This window comes from Acinetobacter sp. SM34 (genome assembly GCF_022012365.1).
Classification (GTDB): Bacteria; Pseudomonadota; Gammaproteobacteria; order Pseudomonadales; family Moraxellaceae; genus Acinetobacter.
The window spans coordinates 112343-130042 of the sequence record NZ_JAKLTP010000001.1 but is presented as its reverse complement, the minus strand read 5'-3'; the positions used below and the strand labels follow the sequence as shown (position 1 = coordinate 130042).

Below are 17700 nucleotides of genomic sequence, written 5' to 3'. Positions count from 1 at the left end.
TATTCAGAGTTAAAATAATAACCAGTGCATAAGGTTTTGATTAATTTATTACATAATTGTAAAACTAAAATTTGCTTATTTCGAAGTCGTGACCACGACAGCTTTTCAGCATCAGTCATGTTGTTGCGCAAGTCACGCGAGGCTTGTTTTAGGTTTTTATTGTAGGCTTTCATTTTTATTCTACTAATTTATTCTTTCATCCCTCCTCTTGCACCATATATGGCTCACCTTTAAGAAAGGGAGGGACTGTCACGTAATTCATTTAAATCACATGACAAAGTCCCCCTGAGCAAGACTTAAGCACTGCTTTAAGTTGCAGCGTAAGAAAGGGGAATTTAGGGGGATTCATTTCAAGAATATATACAGTAAAAATCGTCCCTTTGGCAATTTCAAATGACTGTTCATTCTTCATTTCAACCCGAATGGCATCGAGCGTTAAAGAAAATTGCATAAGATCCATAACCATATACCCGCATGCACAACTTAAACAGCAGGCTTTAAGTTGAGCTCCAGATAATGCCGCACCTGATTACGTCCCTTTTGTTTAGCCAGATATAAAGCCCGGTCTGCCATACGAATGGTGTGTTCTTTTTTGGCATTGGCTTGAGAAAGGGCGACCCCAAAACTGGCACTGGTTTTTAGAATTTCTCCTGTTTCCAGCTCAAATTCTTCTTGTTCAATAATTTTACGACAACGCTCTGCAATCTCAATTGCCTGTTGCAAATTTTGATCCTTTAAAATCAAAATAAACTCTTCACCACCAAAACGCCCGACCACGTCCTGTATCCGTGTGGTGGTACATAAAATGGTGGCCACACGCTGCAAAACAGCATCTCCGGTTTCATGACCATAATCATCATTAATTTTTTTAAAATAATCCAAATCCAGCAACACCACAGCATAGGTTGCTTTTTTCTTGCTTTCCAGGCTACTGAGTTCTTCACCAATATAACGACGATTAAATACATTGGTCAGCGCATCGGTCTGACTCATTTTTTTAATCTCCATTTCACGCCGGCGCCACTGTGACAGCAAAATTTCAAAAAACAAAAACGAAACCAGCAAGATCGGCAGATAGACCTCTGCCATACTCTTAATCCAGAAAGGATTATGATAAAATTCGCTATGCGTCAGGGCATCACTGAACACAGGTGCATAACGAATTACCCCATTAAAAGTTAAGTAACTAATAATCATGGTAAAAATAGAAGCAAAAACGGCGATGCTATAAATGATTTTGCGTGGATAATAGACCAGGCCAATCAGCACAATATTGATAAAACCAGAGATGGTTGCAGGACTAAACATACCCACGGTATAACCTGCATAAATCATCACGCCACCAAAAAACATCGGTGAAAAATAGGTAATAAATTGACGGAATTTTTCATTCCTTTTATATCGGTGGCTTAGCGCAATTAAGCCAATAAAAATGCCTAAAGTGATAAATAGAGTAGTAATACGGGTTATAAAAAAGTCATGATTAATCCAGACCCGATTTTCTTCTGAATAACAACTAAACAGATACCATTTAAGTGCACTGAGTTGGCAGAAGGCGCCAAAAAAGCACAGCAATACACCCTTGTCAAAATTGGACCAGTTAATAATTAAGTTATCTGATTCAAGTAAATGAAACTTGAACCTGCCCCAATAATGAAAAATCAGCAGCGGTATCTTTCTAAAAAAGCTCATTTCTTTATGAATATCTTTATAATTTATAAATTTTTTTATTGCCTCAATAGCATACCAATAGGACAAAAATTAAACAATACGTACTTATATCCTCTCGATAAACAGCACCCCATCCAAATGATCCACCTCATGTTGCACAATTCGGGCAGGAAAACCGCTAAAGCTGGTTTCTACTACTTCTGCGTCCAAAGTTAAATAACGCAGCTTAATCATTTGAGCACGTGCAACTTGTCCACGCTCATCCGATACACTTAAACAGCCCTCTTCACCCAAAACAGTCAGTTCAGACTTTTCTAGAATTTCAGGATTTACCATGACCAGCGCGTCCATTTCAGGTGCATCGGGATAACGCGAGTTCGGACGTGAGGCGACGATAATCACCCGTTTAGACACATAAACCTGAGGTGCAGCAATTCCCACACCGTTTCGTTCCAGCATGGTGGCATACATAGCTGCTGCAAGTTCCTTTAGCCATGGACTATTTAACTCAGTTCTTGCTACTTCTGCTGCTGTTGCAGTCAAAATGCGTTCACCACGCTGTGCCACAGGTAAAATGGTGCTCATCAATTCTTTCCTTACCTAGCGATAACACCAGGCTCAATATCTTTTTTAATTGAAAATCCTGTATAAATATTAACCTTAAAAAATACTCAGTCATATTCAGTTTTAACCTTTATATTGCATATTTATGAATGATTCAGGCAGTTTAAAAGGCTCAATATTTTAAGCCGCTTTTAATTTTGCTTGCTTATTATTTGCCAAATTTCTTTATCAATAAAAAATATGAATACGGCTCAGCTTCTTCTCGGCGTTGTTTTTAGTTCTATAGGCTTTGGCTATTTCTTGTATGGAAAAAAGCAAAAAATCATTGTGCCTTGGATCTGTGGCTTAGTCCTGATGATTTTTCCCTATTTTATAGAAAATACTGGCATATTAACCACAATCGGTATCCTTCTCTCTATTGCACCTTACTTTATTCGGCTTTAATTAGTGACAAATCATGTTGATTTATTCATAAAATTAAGTTGATACACTCAAAAGAAAGATTTATTTTTCATCTAAAAACAGAATATTACAATTAAAAGATACCTGATCCATTTTGCTGACTTACGGAAACCTGAAGCATGGACGCAAAACCTCGTTTAACGAGTGAAGATAAACGCACGCTGGGACTTTCATCTTTAAGCGGAGCACTCGAATTTTAGGACTGCGTGATTTATGTCTTTTACGCCAAAATCATTTCAGAACTGTTTTTTCCTAGCGGTTTAAGTCCGTTCTGAGCCATGCTGAATACCTATGGCATTTTTGCAGCGGGTTATTTCTTCCGTCCCCTCGGCGGTGTGGTGATGGCGCATTTTGGTGACCTGATTGGACGTAAGCGTTTATTCAGCCTGTCCATTTTACTGATGGCCTTACCTACCTTAATGATCGTGATGATGCCGACCTTTGAAAGCATTGGCTATGCTGCACCGTTATTGTTATTGCTGATGCGTGTGGTTCAAGGCATTGCGATTGGCGGTGAAATTCCTGCAGCTTGAACCTTTGTTTCCGAACATGTACCTTCAACTAAAATTGGCTTGGGCAATGGTTTACTCTCTGCCGGGCTTTCGTTGGGCATCTTGCTCGGTGCCTTAATGTCGCTGTTTATTTCGCTAAAATATAGCGAGGCAGAAATTCACGACTGGGCATGGCGTATGCCTTTTATTGTAGGCGGTATCTTCGGTTTAATTACGCTATATCTGCGCAGTTATTTAAAAGAAACCCCTGTATTCAAAGCCATGCAGCAACGTAAACAACTGGCGACCGAAATGCCGGTGAAACAGGTGTTGGCAGAACATAAAACTGCTGTCGTGATTGGCATGCTGTTTATCTGGTTCATTACTGCTTGTGTAGTGGTACTCATTTTGGCTATGCCGAATCTGCTCACAGGAGCCTTTGGTTTCGAGCGTGCCGATGCCTTTAAAATGCAGAGTGCAGCCATCATTATGCAAATGCTCGGTTGTATTGTTGCAGGCTTACTGGCAGACCACTTGGGTGCAGGCAAAGTGATTATATGGGGTTCACTGGCTGTTGCCGTGATTGCCGCCATTTTCTATAACAGCTTGGGACATGTTTCTTCTGCGACCGTATTTATGCTGTATATGTTGCTTGGACTGTTCTCAGATACAGTCGGTATGGTGTCTTACAGTTTGGTGAAAATGTTCCCGGCCCAGATTCGCTTCTCGGGTATTTCATTTTCCTATAACGTGGCCTATGCCATTGCAGGTGGCATTACGCTACCATTGGTGCAATGGTTAAGCTTATATAGCAAGATGCGCTATGTACTATATAGGCGTGGTCTGTGCGGTCGCATTCTTTACCGCACTGCTTTATAGAGCCAAGTTTGAAAAACATGGCGGCATATCTGCCATGACCCCAGCACCAAATGCACTGAAAGATTAGCGATAAAAAAGCCCTTCAGTTGAAGGGCTTTTTATGAATTAAGCAGTTAAATTTTTCTTTAATTCATCTTCAACAATCTGGATTTCCAGCTGGCTAAATTTACGGATTTCAGTTTCGGCATGTTTTTCCAGCATACCCGAAAACAAAGGAACTTTAACTTTGACATGCCAATTCAGGCTAATGTGAATTTGCTGCTTATCTCCTGTCACTAGACGCTCGCAGTTCGCTTCTAAAGGCATATTTGCGCCCAAGGTGATGTTTGAAGTTAAAGCAGCTAAATCTGTAACATCGGTACGCTTGACTCGAAATGCATCTTTAAGGAATTTTTTTGCCATATCCGGTAGATTGACATCCAAATTATAGGCACGGCGTAAAGTGTAAATATCACCGCTCATTTTAGACTCAATAATTTCTAATTTTTCACCAGGGATGCGCCTACATACCGCTTCGTGTAAGGCCGTATTTGCTACAAGTTGTTTGAACTGATCAATTGAAACACCCTGAATTGTAGAATTCACAGTAAAACGATGTGCCATATTTTCTAATCCTTTGTTTTTCTAGTGGTCGTTTTAAATATTTCCAAACCATTCGATCATCACTGATCTAGCCTATTTTTATAGCTCTTTATTTAATTGAATTTTAAAGCTGTTGGCATTGAGGCTCTATACTAAACTATTCAGCACATATACTGCAATAAATTGCAATTTTCCCAGTACAGCTAATCCTGAGAAAATGCCCACGATATTCAATGATCGCATCAAATTGTTCCGCACCATCATCCAGACCTGTGGCAGTCCAGGTTGTGCCTTGGGGAAAATCCTGCAACCAGACCGCTTTATAAAAGTCAGAGACTGAGTCGAAGGTGATATATTTTTCTGGTTCGGCTTGAATCTGGCATGCCAGTTCATCAAACTTTTGCAACTGGTGTTGAACAAAGTCAATAAGCATCCCTCTCTCCTCAAGCTTAAACGCCTTTGAACTGTGTCAAAGCCTGTTTCTTTTTCACCTGTTCCCACTGCCACCAGCCAAAAGCAGCCAGCCCCACAAAAGCGGCATATAAACCGGCAGTCAGGAATAAGTCCTTATAAATAAACATGCCGACATAAATGATATCGACAAACACCCACAGCACCCAGGTCGCAATATGTTTACGACTGGTCCAATAAGTGGCCAACAGACTAAACGCGGCCAGTTGTGAATCCAGCATTGGCACGGCTGCATCGGTAAAATGTTTCAGTGTTAAACCAAAAATCAACCCACCCACAGCGGCTAACAGCATCTGGAAAAAGACAGTTTTTTTGGCTATCGGCTCAATGCGAATTTCATGATCTTGCTGTTTGCCCTTCAGCCAGTGATAGAAGCCGTAAAAATTGACTACCATGAAAAAGAACTGCAATATGGTTTCACCATAGAGCTTAAATTGATAAAAAAGATAGGCATACAAGACAAAGGCTGCAAAGTTAAACCACCAGCACCACATATTGCGTTTAATGGTGAGTGTCACCCCAATCAGACTAATAATAACTGCAACAATTTCTAAAGGTGACATGGCAATAATCAAACCGCTAAATAGTGTTGCTATTATGAAAAAAATGGCCCTGAACGCAAGAAAAATTGTACCAATCACCTAACTTAATCAGACAATCAACCACTCTGTTTAATCTATAGTTTTATATCAGTATACAAAAAATTGATTGGTTAAATTTAACGGTTGTCGGATCATCGTTTTAAAATCTAAGAAACAATCCATCTGGAAAAATAACAATGTCGCAACAACAAGGAAAAGTCAGCCGGGAAATTCGCGGGTCTCTGTTTTTAATTGGCCTGGATCGGGCTGCAAAAAGAAATGCTTTTGATAGCCATATGATTTATGACTTGTCGCTAGCCTTAACTGAATATGAAGATGATCCGGAATTACGTTGTGCAGTCATTTTTGCCCATGGTGATCATTTTACTGCAGGACTGGATCTGGTCGAGTTACAAGCCAAACTGCAAACAGGCGTGTTTGATTTTGAACCCGGGCAAATTAACCCTTGGGGCACCACTTCAAGACCACGCAAGAAACCGGTGATTGTGGCCGTACAAGGGATTTGCTATACCGCAGGCATCGAACTGATGCTAAATGCCGATATAGTCATTGCGCAGGACAATTGCCAATTTGCACAAATGGAAGTGCAGCGCGGCATTTTACCCTTTGGCGGTGCAACCGTGCGTTTTGTGCAAGCTGCTGGCTGGTCTAAAGCCATGCGTTATTTACTGACCGGCGATCCCTTTGATGCAACAACGGCACTGGATTTAAACCTGATTACTGAAATTACTACAGACGCCCCACTACAACGTGCGATCGAACTGGCTGAACATATTGTGCAAGCCGCACCACTGGCAGTTCAGGCAACACTGGCCTCTGCCAAAGAAGCTGCTGAACAGGGAGCCGAAACTGCCTTTGCCAATTTACAGCAACACCTCACGCCCTTGCTCAAAACTCAGGATGTACAAGAAGGTGTGATGGCAATGCTGCAACGCCGTACACCTGAATTTAAGGGTCGATAATTAAAAATTTACCGTTTAAATCCAATAAGAACATGAGTTTGAACAGATGCATGAACGTGCCATCCGGTTTTTCAGTAATGAAGAAAAGTAAAGGCTGTTTAATCGGATGATTTCAATTGAAGTACGTTATCAGTCTGCTGAGATTCTAGAAAAAATTTGCGTTACTTTTCAGGATTGGGAAATGGCTTTTTATCCATTATTTAAAATCCAGCTGGCAGAAAATGAAGCTAAAATTTTGGAAAAATAAAGGCTGGCCGATTATAAACGGGCAATTTTGATGTATCGCCTGAATGATGAGCTGTTTTATCTGGATCAGCTGAAGCAATGCATCTTAAAGCAGTGGGTTAAAATAGTGAGCACTTGAATAAAAACCCAGGATGCTTTAGTTGAATATTAACAGTTACATAAGCAATTCGGGCAACGGCTTGAATCAAACGCGATTCGGCTGCTCCTTGAATTCACACTTATGCTCATAGCCAAAACGGTCAATATGGGTATAAAACACGCCATAACGTCCGACATAATATTCTAAAGACTGGTCATAGAAGGTCCAGTAAATCGACCACTCGCCTAAATCCAGCTTACGAATCCGGGTTTGTGCCTTGGCGGGCAGTTTTTTTAGAATTCCTTCTTGAACTACAATAGCCTGACTTAAATTACGTTCAGTCAGATGGCGTTCAAAAAATATCTGGCAAACATCATCAAACAGCTGTTGTTCATACTCTTCTACCTCATCTACCCGTGCTTTCGGTATAGACAAAGACTGTGCCGAGGTCGCATCAGGTTTGATTAAATCGGTAAGTTGCTTGATTCTGAATTGCTGAGTATGTTGATTAATCTGAATTTTAAAAAATATTTTCCAAAGGACTATCAGCCCAAGAAAAAGACATAACCCCAAGAGTATTTTCAGCATAGCGTCACTCTCATGAATAAATAATTATTATTTTTATATTATATAAACAATTTGAATAAAAATTATACGATTTTTAAAATTTTATGTTATAAAAAAGAATACCAAGGAATTTTACTCATGTTCCCTATTTCTTCATCTGCTCAACATACGCTTATCACTTGCTTCGCTTTGGATCTTCAGGTCAATAAGGCCAGTTCACGACGTGTGGAGTTTTTACATGAGGTGCCTTGGAATCTGTACCATGATGATGATTTAGAATAATCACCACCCAATAAATACCCCAAGGTCGCCTCAACAGCGGCCTTTTTTATTGCCTAAAAACAAGGAAAAAACTGATGAATAATCCAATCAAAAATAATGACTTCCCCTCGCCACTGTCCGAGCCGGTTGTAGCCCCTCTTAACCAAAACTCACGCTTCGCTACAGCCGGTCAATTTGTAACTGTTGTGCTGATTTGGTCACTCACTCCGCTTTCAGCCGTCTGGACAGTGCATGAAATTCATTGGGCGTGGGGCTTATTTATCCGATTTAGCTTGGCCATTCCAATTGCCTTAGCCTGTCAGGCCTGCTTCAAGGTCAAACTACCCTTGCACCCGCAAGCTTTGCTCAGTTATGCCGCGGGTGCTCTCGGCCTGTTTGCATCCATGACCTTTTGCTACATGGGCGCATCCAAGGTGCCTTCCACGGTGATTTCAATCATTTATGGTAGTGCTCCCTTTGTCTCGGGTTTAGTGGCCATTTATATTTTTCGCAGTGAAAAGTTTAGTGCCTATCAATGGCTGGGCTTGCTATTGGGTATGTTGGGCTTATATTTCGCGCTGGGCTTAAACGCGCAAGACCTGCTACTCAATCGACTTGGCATTGCATTGGAAATTGTGGCCATGCTTTTATATGTGCTTTCTGCATTTGCAGTGCGTGCGGTTGCTGCAAAGATCCATCCGATCAGCCAGATGACCGGTGCCACCATCATGTCATGGCTGGGTTATTGCTGTTTGCTGCCATTTTTCTGGTCAGAGATGCCCGATAAGCTGCCTTCATTCCATGCCCATATTGCACTGGTTTATAGTGCAGTTTTTTCATCGGTACTGGCGATGATTTTTTATTATCAGCTGCTCAATAAAGTCAATCCAACCACGCTAATGCTGATTACCATCATTACACCTGTCCTTGCCACACTGTGGGGCACATGGCTTAATCATGAAGCTCTAAGTTCGCATTTCATCTTGGGGCTGTTGTTACTCTGTTCAGGTTTAGCCTGCTATGCTTTACGCGTACCGGGCAAATAACCGATAAAATAAAACAGAAAAATCCCGGGCTTGATGCCGACCCGGGATTTTCTTGGTTCTGGATACAGATAAAAATCTTTTATTCAATATGAATGATTTTGCCGTGTTCATCATGATGAACCACGGTGACCTTTTTCTGGCGTCCTTCTTCTATTTCTTCAACAGCCAAACCAAAATGTTGCCCATAATCGGAGATATTTTTGGCAGCCGTAGTCTTTACTGTTTTTGCAGGAACAAAATTCGACCATAGCAGCAAGCCCACGGCACAGGCCAATAATGCACTCACGCCATGCTCTATACCTAAGCCGAAAGCAGAAAAAAGGTGATGAAACACATGATTTTTTTGCAGGCTCAAGACACCCATCACAATCAGTAACGGACGCCATAACAACAGCCATACCGCCCACATCATGGCGGTAGATGTATGCGACGCATAACGTTTATGCCACGGCAAGCAATGACGTAAATCAATAATTAAAGGATTATTTTTCATGGGTGACTTCCTCATTATTGAGCGTGGAATTACGTATACCCCGGTCTGGACTAACCCAGCGTGCGCGCTGGCCATGACCACGTAACAAAACTTTAGGAAATGCCACAATACTGGCCGTCAGGGTGATCAGCCAGAATACAAATGGATACCAGATCATCCAGAAGTAATTCTTGCCCAGTGAATGTTCATAACGGCTGTCCATCCATTTGCTCATGGCAAACTGTAACAGGCAGGTTATGCCTAACAGCAAACCGGTGCCATAAGGTAAAAATGGCGAACTGATGCCCGATATATCCAGTGGAACAACAAAATGCACTAACCAGATGATAGCCATAAACAGCATTAAATAAGACCAGATCAGTGTCAGGATCAATTCACAGAGCAAGGGCCATAAAAAATTCAGTTTTGGTTGAAACAGCACATCTATATTTTTAATCAGTACCTGTGCCCCACCCATGGCCCAGCGCAAGCGCTGTTTCCATAAGCCACTAAAGGTTTCTGGCATTAAAATCCAGACCAGGGCATTCGGTTCAAAGTGAATATTCCATCCCGCACGTTGCAGCTTCCAGGTAATGTCGATATCTTCCGTGAGCATGTTAGGGGACCAGTAGCCCACTTCATGCACGGCACTTTTACGAAAGGCGGTAATCACGCCAGAGACGGTAAACAGTCGGCCAAAGCTGCGTTGTGCCCGTTTAATCATGCCGACAATGGAAGAAAACTCTCCCACCTGAATACGACCAATCAGGGTAGAACGGGTACGAATTCGTGGATTTCCTGTAACCGCAGCCACGGTTTCATCTTGCAGAAAATGCCGTAGCATCCAGGTCGCGGCATGCGGATCAAGCAAGGCATCGCCATCGATGCCCAGTAAATATTCTGCATCGGTAAGCAGGCTTCCAGCCTGTAATGCCATAGCCTTGCCCTGATTATGGGCCAAATGCACCACACGCAATTTTTCGTGCTGATCTGCCAGACGGTTTAACACGGCCGCGGTGTTATCCGAACTGCCATCATTAATCGCAATGACTTCAAAGTTTGGATAATCCAGTGCCAGCGCATGGCTGAGTGTTTCTTCAGCGTTGTCACCCTCGTTAAAACAAGGTACCAGCACTGCCACCTTAGGATATTCAGGCAAAGCTGCAGGCTGCTGATACGGCGGATCCTGTCGCTCTTTCCAATAGAAAATCAGTGCACCAATCATCCATAAATACGACATAAATAATGGATAATAAAAAACAAAGTGCAATGCAGAATGCCAAAATTGCTGCAGCGTTGACATATAGAATTCCTTTAAGGAATAAGTTTGCTTGATTTCAAATCAAAGGCTTTGCGTAATACGTGAGTATCTGGATAATCCTGAATTGGATCATCCGGATAATACGCTTCATGTATCACACCTTGGGTATATAAAGACTCAATGGTTTTGGCCATTTCATCTGAAGGGACTCTTTGATTGGTTCGCCAGTTCACCGACTGTAATTCAAAGACAGTTTTTTTCATGCCATTCGGATATTGCTTCACGCGATTGACGATATCGCGATAAAAGGCATCGTTATCTGTCGCTTGCTCCATATAGGGCATCGCCATGATCGCAGTGAAGTCATAACGGTTAATCGACTGTTCCAAAGACTGTGAATACCAGTTTTCCGCATAAGGTTTCAGGGCAACTTGTGCATATAAGTTACGTGCAGTCAGCAAGAACGGATGATACTGACGGACTTCTTGCGCCAGTTGCATGGCGAAGTCATCAATATATTTGGTCTTAAAAGCAGTCCACTTTTCCAGCTCGGCATCATTATTACGAATTTTGGCCAGATCTGTAGGCAAGCCGATAGAAGCATAAGCATGCAAGGCTTCAGGACTGGCATCTTCATAGTCAGATAAAGTGGTGTCATCATGGAATAAAATGCCGTTAAATGGCACTGATTTGGCCAGGTCCTGATAAATACCGGCAATGGTTTTACGCGCATCGGCAGAAAAAGGACTTAAACGGTGATAACCCATATTCAGATGTTCTGAATCATTGGCTTGCTGGGTAACCACCACATCTTTAGCCACCGGATTATTTTTAGGCAGTTCCCAGGCCAATAACGGCATCCAGGCATAGACCCGGCTGACCTGAGTCCGGGTTTGAATTTGCCAGGCAGCACGGTTAAACAGGTCGGCACGCATGGGTAAATAACGGTTCGGGAAATACACCATATCCGCAGAACCATTAGCATCCGGATCGGAAAAGGCTTGCAGATACACAGTATTGACTTTCATCGCCACAATCCGGTCAAGCAAGTGATCCAGATTGCGTTCTTGTTGAATTGGATCTTTGTCGTAAATGTAATCCAGATCGATATGCATGATTTTTTGCGGACGGTTATTGTCGCCTAAATGTTCCTGGCGGTTTTGAATTTCCTGAGCCAAATCCGCCGTGGTCATATTGCCTTCAATCAGGATACGGTTGAGCTGCCCCAATGAATCTTTAGCCGAATCTGCACCATCGTCCAGACTAATCGCTACCGGCATACCTAACTGTTTGGCAATTTTCACAGTTTGCATGGTGTAATGCCCATAAGGCCATACCATCACGCGAGGTGATTTTAAGCCATGAGCACTCAATAACTGATTATTCTTGTTTAAATCATTGTGAATACGTTGTTGATAATGGCGATCGGTTTCATAGCTTGCAGATTTAGGATCATATAAGCGGGTGACTGCCGCCGGTTCCATATTGCCTTGCGGATTGCCCAAGATGCCGCGATGCAAGTTATAGCTATGACTGGCAATTTCCACCAGGCCACTGTCTTGCATCTGTTTTAATTCGGCCCAAGACAACATTTGATTGCGCTGAATTTTCTCGCCTGAGAAGTCAATGCTTTTCCCTGCCTTAGGCTCTAGCCATGAACCCACCACTGCCAGCACAACTGGAATTTTATTGGCTTTGGTAATCGGATAGGCATTTTTATAAAATGAAGCATAGCCATCATCAACCGTCATTAAAACCGGCTTGCTGGGTAAATGGTATTTGCCTTGGTGTGCTTTAATCAACTGATCGACATTAATAAAATGAAAGCCATTATTTTTAAGCCAGCTAATATGTTGCTGAAACTGCTGAGTCGTTACTGAATAATCTGGAATGAGTGCCGATTTACCATCGGTAATTTCATGATAGCCAATCACCGTAAGGGTGGGATTGTGGGTTGGCAGTGTTTTACTCCAGGCTAAATGAGGCATCTGACATAACACGGCGGAAAGAGAAGCAGAAAGCAAGGTGGATAGCAAGCGAATCTTCATTGAATGGTGCTCAAAAATCATTTTATGCTCTGAACACGCAGCATCATTGATCAATAGAAAACTACCCTTTTCATGATTTACGACGTTCAGAACTCTCAATCTGTCTTTTTATCCAATCAAGCTGAAATAAAGCTTAAAAAATAATAGTTTTTTGAAAATTAAACATTTAAAAATAAAAGAACTGTCACCAAGATTATCATATTTTAAGTGACATACCTGCTTTTTATGTTAGTCAAAAGAGCTAAAAAAAGGCTAAATATCCACAAAATTTAAACTAAGTTGCAGAGGGCTGATATTGATCCCGACCGGCATCCTTGGCTGCATAAAGCTGGATATCGGCAGCTTTCATCAGTTCATGAATATCAGCGTATTGATGATGACGATCCATCCAGGCTACACCCATACTTAAAGTCACATATTGTTTTTGATCCGGCCGGTTTAAATGTTCAAACTGGCTGTTTCTTACCGCATTTAAAACCTGCTGCAATACATTTAAAACCACTTCACCCGGCACATTATGCAATACAATGGCAAACTCTTCCCCGCCATAGCGAGCCACATAAGCAGACGGCGGCAAGGCGCTTTGGATAACCTTGACCAAATCCTGCAAGATCACATCACCCTTCAAATGCCCATAATAATCATTGTAATTTTTAAAATAATCGACATCCAACATGGCAAATGCCAAAGCACTGGTGCTGTGGTTTTTTGTCAAGGTAAATAATCGCTGAATTTCGGCATTTAATGCACGCCGGTTAAAGGCGCCTGTTAATGCATCAATTTGAATTTGTCGTTCCAACTGTTCATTAAGCTGATGCAACTGAGAAGTACGTTCCTGTACTTTCTGATCCAGAGATCGGTTCAGCTCAAATAAATTATGGTTCAATTGCTGAATATGATGAGTATGGTGGGCATAATTTTTTGACTGCTGAAACATAATCAGCAAGGCATAGAAACTGGTTGAAATAAATGAGAGATTAAAGGAATCAATAAAGTTAAGACTTAACAAGAAATCATGCAAGAAAGTGACGCATAATAAAATCACCGCCCATAAATTAATGCTTGAATATTGCTCTTTCGATTTCACAGTCAGATAAAAACCGTGAGCAAAATTTAGAATTACAATCGGACTTATGAGGGAACTATAAAAAGCAAAACGCTGAGAAAATTCAGGTACAGTAAACAAGGTCACGACCATATCAATGCTCAATATAAGCATTGCAAGACCATAAACAACCGGATGTAAATAGCGCCGGTTGAGTAAAAACATATAACTGATAAAAAAGACAACTGCCAAATATGTAAAGAGATATTCCAGGCGCACTCCCCATAACCAGCTAACATTGGTAAAGGTGGTATAGGCATAAGGTGCTGAAAATAAATTATGTAAGGCCAAGAATAAGATAAAAATACCGAACACAAATACGCGGATACTGCCGCGACCAATCGCCTGTTGAAATACTGAAAACATAAGGGTAAAGATACCCACACCCAGTACGGCTCCACAGACCAAACCAATACTCATCATCAACTGCTGGAACTGGCGGCTAATGGTCGTCCCTACCCCGATCCGCATCGGATTCTCCAGTCCGCCATGCAGATGATTAAAATTGGACGCTTGGATAGCAATAGTGAAATATTCTTTTTCTACCACAAAAAAAGCAATTTTAGGGGTATTTTCTGTTTGATGGCTGCTTTCATTTTTTCCCACTTTACCCATCCGAAGGACAAAATCACCATTTAAATACAGCCTGTAAGCACCATATTGATTTGGAATAAAAATCGCAATACGGCGCCCAACAAATTGCTTGGGTATTTTAAAATGACCAACAAATGTACCGTAGGTTTGATTGGTTCCGGTGATGTCTTTAAATGAGGCCGGTAAACTCACCGTGTCAGATTTTAAAACAGAACTGGGTTGAGTAATAAACTGCTCAGGATAATACTGCCATGTCCCTTTTAACGGGATAGAACTATTCTCGGTAAACTCAACATCATTCAAGGATTTTTGATGTAAATAATAGGATTCAGGCGCGGCTTCATATAATGCCCAGACCTGTTTTTGTCCCAGACCTATGCATAGACATATTGCTAGAAAAAGTTTGAAAAAATGGATCAGTTTCTGAATTTTATACAAAAAGCGGATCATCCTTAAATACGCTTAGCTATTTATTAATGTAACGATAAAAAAATAAAACTCAAATTATTTTTCACATATCTGCAAGATCTATCCCTGTATCTTGCAGAATATTTTTTAATCAACCATTAATGCGGATTAATCACGTGTTTTAACATCAAAAAGTTCAATTTCAAAAATCAGATTTGAGTTGGCTGGAATGATTTTGCCCATTTTGCGTTCACCATAAGCCAGATGTGCAGGCACCATTAATTTACGTTTACCACCCACTTTCATGCCCATGATGCCCTGATCCCAGCCTTTAATCACACGACCAGTACCAATCACGGTTTCAAAGTAGTTACCACGGTCAATAGATGAATCAAATTTGGTGCCATCTTCCAGCCAACCGGTGTAATGGGTGGTAATCAGCGCACCTTTGACCGCTTCTTTACCTTCACCGACTTTTAAATCAATAATTTCTAATTCATTCATAGTTATCTACCTAAACTGAGCATCACATTTTCAATACTTAGTATAACTGGATTTAGCTGCATGCTTTAGAATTTAAGGGATCCGTATTTATCTATACTTAAAAGCTGAGCTCCTGGATATTCGAATCATTCAATAAATAAGCAGTTAATTTTTTATAATTTTCACCCAAACCGATCAAAATCCAGCGTCCGCTAATGCGCTGCTCGGTTTTATGTTGCACACTGCGAACCACTTTCATGTCATAGGTTTTAAACAATTCTTCATATTGATCTAAAGTCTGGCACTGATAAGGACAAATAATTCGATAAGTGTGTGCATGGCTCAGGGCTTCTATACCCTCCTGAACATAGATCAAAAAAATCAGTACGATTAAAACAATGAATATAGCGAACAGGCTTAACAGCTCATAGCCTGCACCAGCCGCCATGCCCAATGCCTCTGTCATTCAAATGGTGGTAGCCGTGATAATTCCAGAAATACGGTTTTCGTCTTTAAAGATCACCCCTGCCCCGACGAAACCTAAACCGGTCAGAATATTGACTGCAATCCGGTCATGGCTATCTACACCAATTTTTAAAGACATAATGGTAAACAGACACAAACTCAGACTGACCATGATCATGGTTCGGAGGCCAGCCGATTTACTGCGGTATTCTCGCTCTGCACCAATAATTGCACCAATGCCCAGGGCAATCAGCAAACGATAGAGATCCGGATGCATATAATTTTCCCCTTATTCATTTTTATTATTTTCAGGTATACGCAATTTTTAAATCAGGATGCAAGCCTAGACCTGCAACCTGTATATACTTATTGTAATTGTTCCCATTCCACCACAACCTGGGCATGATCCCCAATCAAGGTCCATTCACCATCCATCACGTTTAACTGCAACTGCATGGTGCGCTCGCATAATTGTGGCAATGCTTCTGTAGTCGCGGTGGATAGTTTCCACACTTCGACATTGCTTAAGGTTTTTAATTTGCTGTTGCGCTTATACCATTCATCTACAGCTGATCCATAACTGACTACAGCCACTTGCTTACAACGCGCACTGGCTTTCTTCACCTTATCTTCATCTGGACTGCCCACTTCAATCCACTTGATCAGCTGACCAGTTAAGTCTTTTTGCCACAAAGCCGGTTCAGCGGTTTCAAACAGATCTTTGGTAAATTCTAGGGCTTCATCTGCAAAACGGGCATAGGCCAAAATACGTACCATCAAGCGTTCAATGGTTTCCGATGGATGTAGCGCCATAGTGAGTTGATAATCACCGTATTGATGATCATCCATATTGGCAATATTTAAATCCGCCTTATAAATCGTTGCTTTAAGCGCCATAAAAGTGTCCTCAAATTTGGCGCCTAGCATATAAGATTTGGATGTATTTTGCTGAAATGTTTTTAATCCAGCTCTGGATGAATCTGGCACTGAAACAGTTGCTGTTCAAATAACTGCCAGTCATGCTGATTCTGCACAATAATTTCAATACGGTTATCAATGCCTTCTTCAGCAGACTGGTAGTTAAATTGTTCTGGATTAAAATTAAAGCTTTTCCAACCCTGATTGGTATTAAAAATACCTTTAATCCGTAGCCAATGCTGCTGTTCACACAATAAGTCCAGCAAGGCATAAAAATCGAATTGCCAGCGTTTGGGCAATTTCCACCCCGCTACACTATAGCCTTGAGCAGTTTCAACATAGTGATAAGGCAACTGTTTAATTTCTGGTAGAGGCTGTCCAGCTGAAAATGTCTTTTGAATTTTCAGTAAAGGCTGAATTTTGCGTTCAGTTCCGACATAAACCTGATCAATTTGCTGAAGTGAAATCTGCTCTTGCCCACTCATCAGCCAGGTTTGCTGATACGCTTGATATTCATTTTTAAGTGCCTCTAAAGCCTGATCATCTGCAAAATCCATGGTGTCTGCATGTGAAACCACAATAATATTTGCCGCTTTTAACTGATCTGCATACAAATTTTGCTGCGTCCAGTCCAAATCATGCAAGCGAGAACCATCCACCACCGTGACCAGTGCACGCATGGCGATACTCTGCTGCCAATGCGGTTCGGTAAGCTGTTCCAACAATTGTGCAGGATGGCCGAGCCCTGTCGGTTCGATAAATAAGCGGTCCGGTTTGCTTTCAGATAATAAGCGCGACAAGGCAATCTGCATCGGCAACTGGCTGCTACAGCACAGACAGCCGCCCAATAGCTCCTTGACTTCATAACCTTGCGTTTGCGGCAACAACTGTTGATCGACCCCAATTTGTCCAAACTCGTTCATCAATACCGCCCAAACCTGATTTTCTGGCTTTTGACTGAGTAAATGCTTGAGCAAAGTGGTTTTTCCAGCACCTAAAAATCCGGAAATAATATGCGTCGGTACAGCTTGAGTGGGAGAAATCAGTTTCAAAATTTACTCGC

General features: G+C 41.5%; 18 protein-coding genes and 4 pseudogenes. 6 read left to right on the top strand and 16 right to left on the bottom strand.

Annotated elements, in window-relative coordinates; translation table 11 throughout:
* Positions 1-56: 56 nt before the first annotated feature.
* The 4 genes and pseudogenes from LZZ98_RS00630 to def all read right to left on the bottom strand — a co-directional run.
* A pseudogene (locus LZZ98_RS00630) lies at positions 57-173 on the bottom strand (DUF559 domain-containing protein); the annotation flags it as partial.
* Positions 174-262: 89 nt separating this feature from the next.
* Positions 263-460 (bottom strand): hypothetical protein, encoded by a 198-nt coding sequence (locus LZZ98_RS00625; protein ID WP_237786216.1) that lies wholly within the window; start codon positions 458-460, stop codon positions 263-265.
* Between the two features lie 23 nt (positions 461-483).
* Positions 484-1692 (bottom strand): GGDEF domain-containing protein, encoded by a 1209-nt coding sequence (locus LZZ98_RS00620; protein WP_237786215.1) that lies wholly within the window; start codon positions 1690-1692, stop codon positions 484-486.
* A gap of 84 nt (positions 1693-1776) precedes the next feature.
* The gene (gene def, locus LZZ98_RS00615; protein WP_237786214.1) at positions 1777-2256 is read right to left on the bottom strand and encodes a peptide deformylase; all 480 of its coding nucleotides are present in this window, start codon (positions 2254-2256) and stop codon (positions 1777-1779) included.
* A 219-nt stretch (positions 2257-2475) separates the two neighbouring features.
* On the opposite strand from def, the gene LZZ98_RS00610 reads away from it, so the two are divergent.
* Together LZZ98_RS00610 and LZZ98_RS00605 are read left to right on the top strand one after the other, a co-directional pair.
* Positions 2476-2679: an amino acid transport protein gene (locus LZZ98_RS00610; protein WP_237786213.1), complete on the top strand. Its 204-nt coding sequence runs from the start codon at positions 2476-2478 to the stop codon at positions 2677-2679.
* A 137-nt stretch (positions 2680-2816) separates the two neighbouring features.
* A pseudogene (locus LZZ98_RS00605) lies at positions 2817-4134 on the top strand (MFS transporter).
* A 38-nt stretch (positions 4135-4172) separates the two neighbouring features.
* Here the strand turns inward: LZZ98_RS00605 and LZZ98_RS00600 are convergent.
* From LZZ98_RS00600 to pnuC, 3 genes are all read right to left on the bottom strand, one after another.
* Entirely contained in the window at positions 4173-4670 is a 498-nt protein-coding gene (locus tag LZZ98_RS00600; RefSeq protein ID WP_237786212.1) for a DUF2505 family protein, read from the bottom strand.
* A gap of 136 nt (positions 4671-4806) precedes the next feature.
* Positions 4807-5082 (bottom strand): hypothetical protein, encoded by a 276-nt coding sequence (locus LZZ98_RS00595; protein ID WP_237786211.1) that lies wholly within the window; start codon positions 5080-5082, stop codon positions 4807-4809.
* Positions 5083-5098: 16 nt separating this feature from the next.
* On the bottom strand, positions 5099-5683 hold the full coding sequence (pnuC, locus tag LZZ98_RS00590; protein ID WP_237786210.1) for a nicotinamide riboside transporter PnuC: 585 nt from the start codon (positions 5681-5683) through the stop codon (positions 5099-5101).
* 215 nt (positions 5684-5898) lie between these two features.
* Here pnuC and LZZ98_RS00585 point away from each other — a divergent pair, with 215 nt between their 5' ends.
* Positions 5899-6684 (top strand): crotonase/enoyl-CoA hydratase family protein, encoded by a 786-nt coding sequence (locus LZZ98_RS00585; RefSeq protein WP_237786209.1) that lies wholly within the window; start codon positions 5899-5901, stop codon positions 6682-6684.
* A gap of 106 nt (positions 6685-6790) precedes the next feature.
* A complete protein-coding gene (locus tag LZZ98_RS00580) occupies positions 6791-6931 on the top strand; it encodes a hypothetical protein (RefSeq protein ID WP_237786208.1) in 141 nt (46 codons plus the stop codon).
* Positions 6932-7114: 183 nt separating this feature from the next.
* Here LZZ98_RS00580 and LZZ98_RS00575 read toward each other — a convergent pair whose 3' ends face one another.
* On the bottom strand, positions 7115-7444 hold the full coding sequence (locus LZZ98_RS00575) for a hypothetical protein (protein WP_237786207.1): 330 nt from the start codon (positions 7442-7444) through the stop codon (positions 7115-7117).
* Between the two features lie 270 nt (positions 7445-7714).
* Here LZZ98_RS00575 and LZZ98_RS00570 point away from each other — a divergent pair, with 270 nt between their 5' ends.
* Together LZZ98_RS00570 and LZZ98_RS00565 are read left to right on the top strand one after the other, a co-directional pair.
* Complete coding sequence (locus tag LZZ98_RS00570; protein WP_237786206.1) at positions 7715-7858, top strand: hypothetical protein; 144 nt, start codon at positions 7715-7717, stop codon at positions 7856-7858.
* Between the two features lie 74 nt (positions 7859-7932).
* A complete protein-coding gene (locus LZZ98_RS00565) occupies positions 7933-8883 on the top strand; it encodes a DMT family transporter (protein WP_237786205.1) in 951 nt (316 codons plus the stop codon).
* 79 nt (positions 8884-8962) lie between these two features.
* Here the strand turns inward: LZZ98_RS00565 and pgaD are convergent, their stop codons facing one another.
* From pgaD to LZZ98_RS00525, 8 genes and pseudogenes are all read right to left on the bottom strand, one after another.
* Positions 8963-9376 (bottom strand): poly-beta-1,6-N-acetyl-D-glucosamine biosynthesis protein PgaD, encoded by a 414-nt coding sequence (gene pgaD, locus LZZ98_RS00560; RefSeq protein ID WP_237786204.1) that lies wholly within the window; start codon positions 9374-9376, stop codon positions 8963-8965.
* On the bottom strand, positions 9366-10658 hold the full coding sequence (pgaC, locus tag LZZ98_RS00555) for a poly-beta-1,6-N-acetyl-D-glucosamine synthase (RefSeq protein ID WP_237786203.1): 1293 nt from the start codon (positions 10656-10658) through the stop codon (positions 9366-9368). Before pgaC ends, pgaD begins: the two co-directional genes overlap by 11 nt.
* Positions 10659-10669: 11 nt before the next feature.
* A pseudogene (pgaB, locus tag LZZ98_RS00550) lies at positions 10670-12562 on the bottom strand (poly-beta-1,6-N-acetyl-D-glucosamine N-deacetylase PgaB); the annotation flags it as partial.
* Positions 12563-12938: 376 nt separating this feature from the next.
* Positions 12939-14801 carry a diguanylate cyclase domain-containing protein gene (locus LZZ98_RS00545; protein WP_442862676.1) on the bottom strand — a complete coding sequence of 621 codons (1863 nt, stop codon included), beginning with the start codon at positions 14799-14801 and terminating at the stop codon, positions 12939-12941.
* Positions 14802-14939: 138 nt separating this feature from the next.
* On the bottom strand, positions 14940-15275 hold the full coding sequence (locus LZZ98_RS00540; RefSeq protein ID WP_237786201.1) for an FKBP-type peptidyl-prolyl cis-trans isomerase: 336 nt from the start codon (positions 15273-15275) through the stop codon (positions 14940-14942).
* Positions 15276-15372: 97 nt separating this feature from the next.
* Positions 15373-15996 (bottom strand): annotated as a pseudogene (locus LZZ98_RS00535) (MgtC/SapB family protein).
* A gap of 89 nt (positions 15997-16085) precedes the next feature.
* Positions 16086-16616 carry a YaeQ family protein gene (locus LZZ98_RS00530; RefSeq protein ID WP_237786200.1) on the bottom strand — a complete coding sequence of 177 codons (531 nt, stop codon included), beginning with the start codon at positions 16614-16616 and terminating at the stop codon, positions 16086-16088.
* Between the two features lie 62 nt (positions 16617-16678).
* On the bottom strand, positions 16679-17689 hold the full coding sequence (locus tag LZZ98_RS00525; protein WP_237786199.1) for a CobW family GTP-binding protein: 1011 nt from the start codon (positions 17687-17689) through the stop codon (positions 16679-16681).
* Positions 17690-17700 lie beyond the last annotated feature (11 nt).

Bases quoted from the DNA above. Each gene is read 5' to 3' on its own strand.
- LZZ98_RS00625 (WP_237786216.1), bottom strand. From the start codon at position 460: ATGGATCTTATGCAATTTTCTTTAACGCTCGATGCCATTCGGGTTGAA.
- LZZ98_RS00620 (WP_237786215.1), bottom strand. From the start codon at position 1,692: ATGAGCTTTTTTAGAAAGATACCGCTGCTGATTTTTCATTATTGGGGC.
- def (WP_237786214.1), bottom strand. From the start codon at position 2,256: ATGAGCACCATTTTACCTGTGGCACAGCGTGGTGAACGCATTTTGACT.
- LZZ98_RS00610 (WP_237786213.1), top strand. From the start codon at position 2,476: ATGAATACGGCTCAGCTTCTTCTCGGCGTTGTTTTTAGTTCTATAGGC.
- LZZ98_RS00600 (WP_237786212.1), bottom strand. From the start codon at position 4,670: ATGGCACATCGTTTTACTGTGAATTCTACAATTCAGGGTGTTTCAATT.
- LZZ98_RS00595 (WP_237786211.1), bottom strand. From the start codon at position 5,082: ATGCTTATTGACTTTGTTCAACACCAGTTGCAAAAGTTTGATGAACTG.
- pnuC (WP_237786210.1), bottom strand. From the start codon at position 5,683: ATGTCACCTTTAGAAATTGTTGCAGTTATTATTAGTCTGATTGGGGTG.
- LZZ98_RS00585 (WP_237786209.1), top strand. From the start codon at position 5,899: ATGTCGCAACAACAAGGAAAAGTCAGCCGGGAAATTCGCGGGTCTCTG.
- LZZ98_RS00580 (WP_237786208.1), top strand. From the start codon at position 6,791: ATGATTTCAATTGAAGTACGTTATCAGTCTGCTGAGATTCTAGAAAAA.
- LZZ98_RS00570 (WP_237786206.1), top strand. From the start codon at position 7,715: ATGTTCCCTATTTCTTCATCTGCTCAACATACGCTTATCACTTGCTTC.
- LZZ98_RS00565 (WP_237786205.1), top strand. From the start codon at position 7,933: ATGAATAATCCAATCAAAAATAATGACTTCCCCTCGCCACTGTCCGAG.
- pgaD (WP_237786204.1), bottom strand. From the start codon at position 9,376: ATGAAAAATAATCCTTTAATTATTGATTTACGTCATTGCTTGCCGTGG.
- pgaC (WP_237786203.1), bottom strand. From the start codon at position 10,658: ATGTCAACGCTGCAGCAATTTTGGCATTCTGCATTGCACTTTGTTTTT.
- LZZ98_RS00540 (WP_237786201.1), bottom strand. From the start codon at position 15,275: ATGAATGAATTAGAAATTATTGATTTAAAAGTCGGTGAAGGTAAAGAA.
- LZZ98_RS00530 (WP_237786200.1), bottom strand. From the start codon at position 16,616: ATGGCGCTTAAAGCAACGATTTATAAGGCGGATTTAAATATTGCCAAT.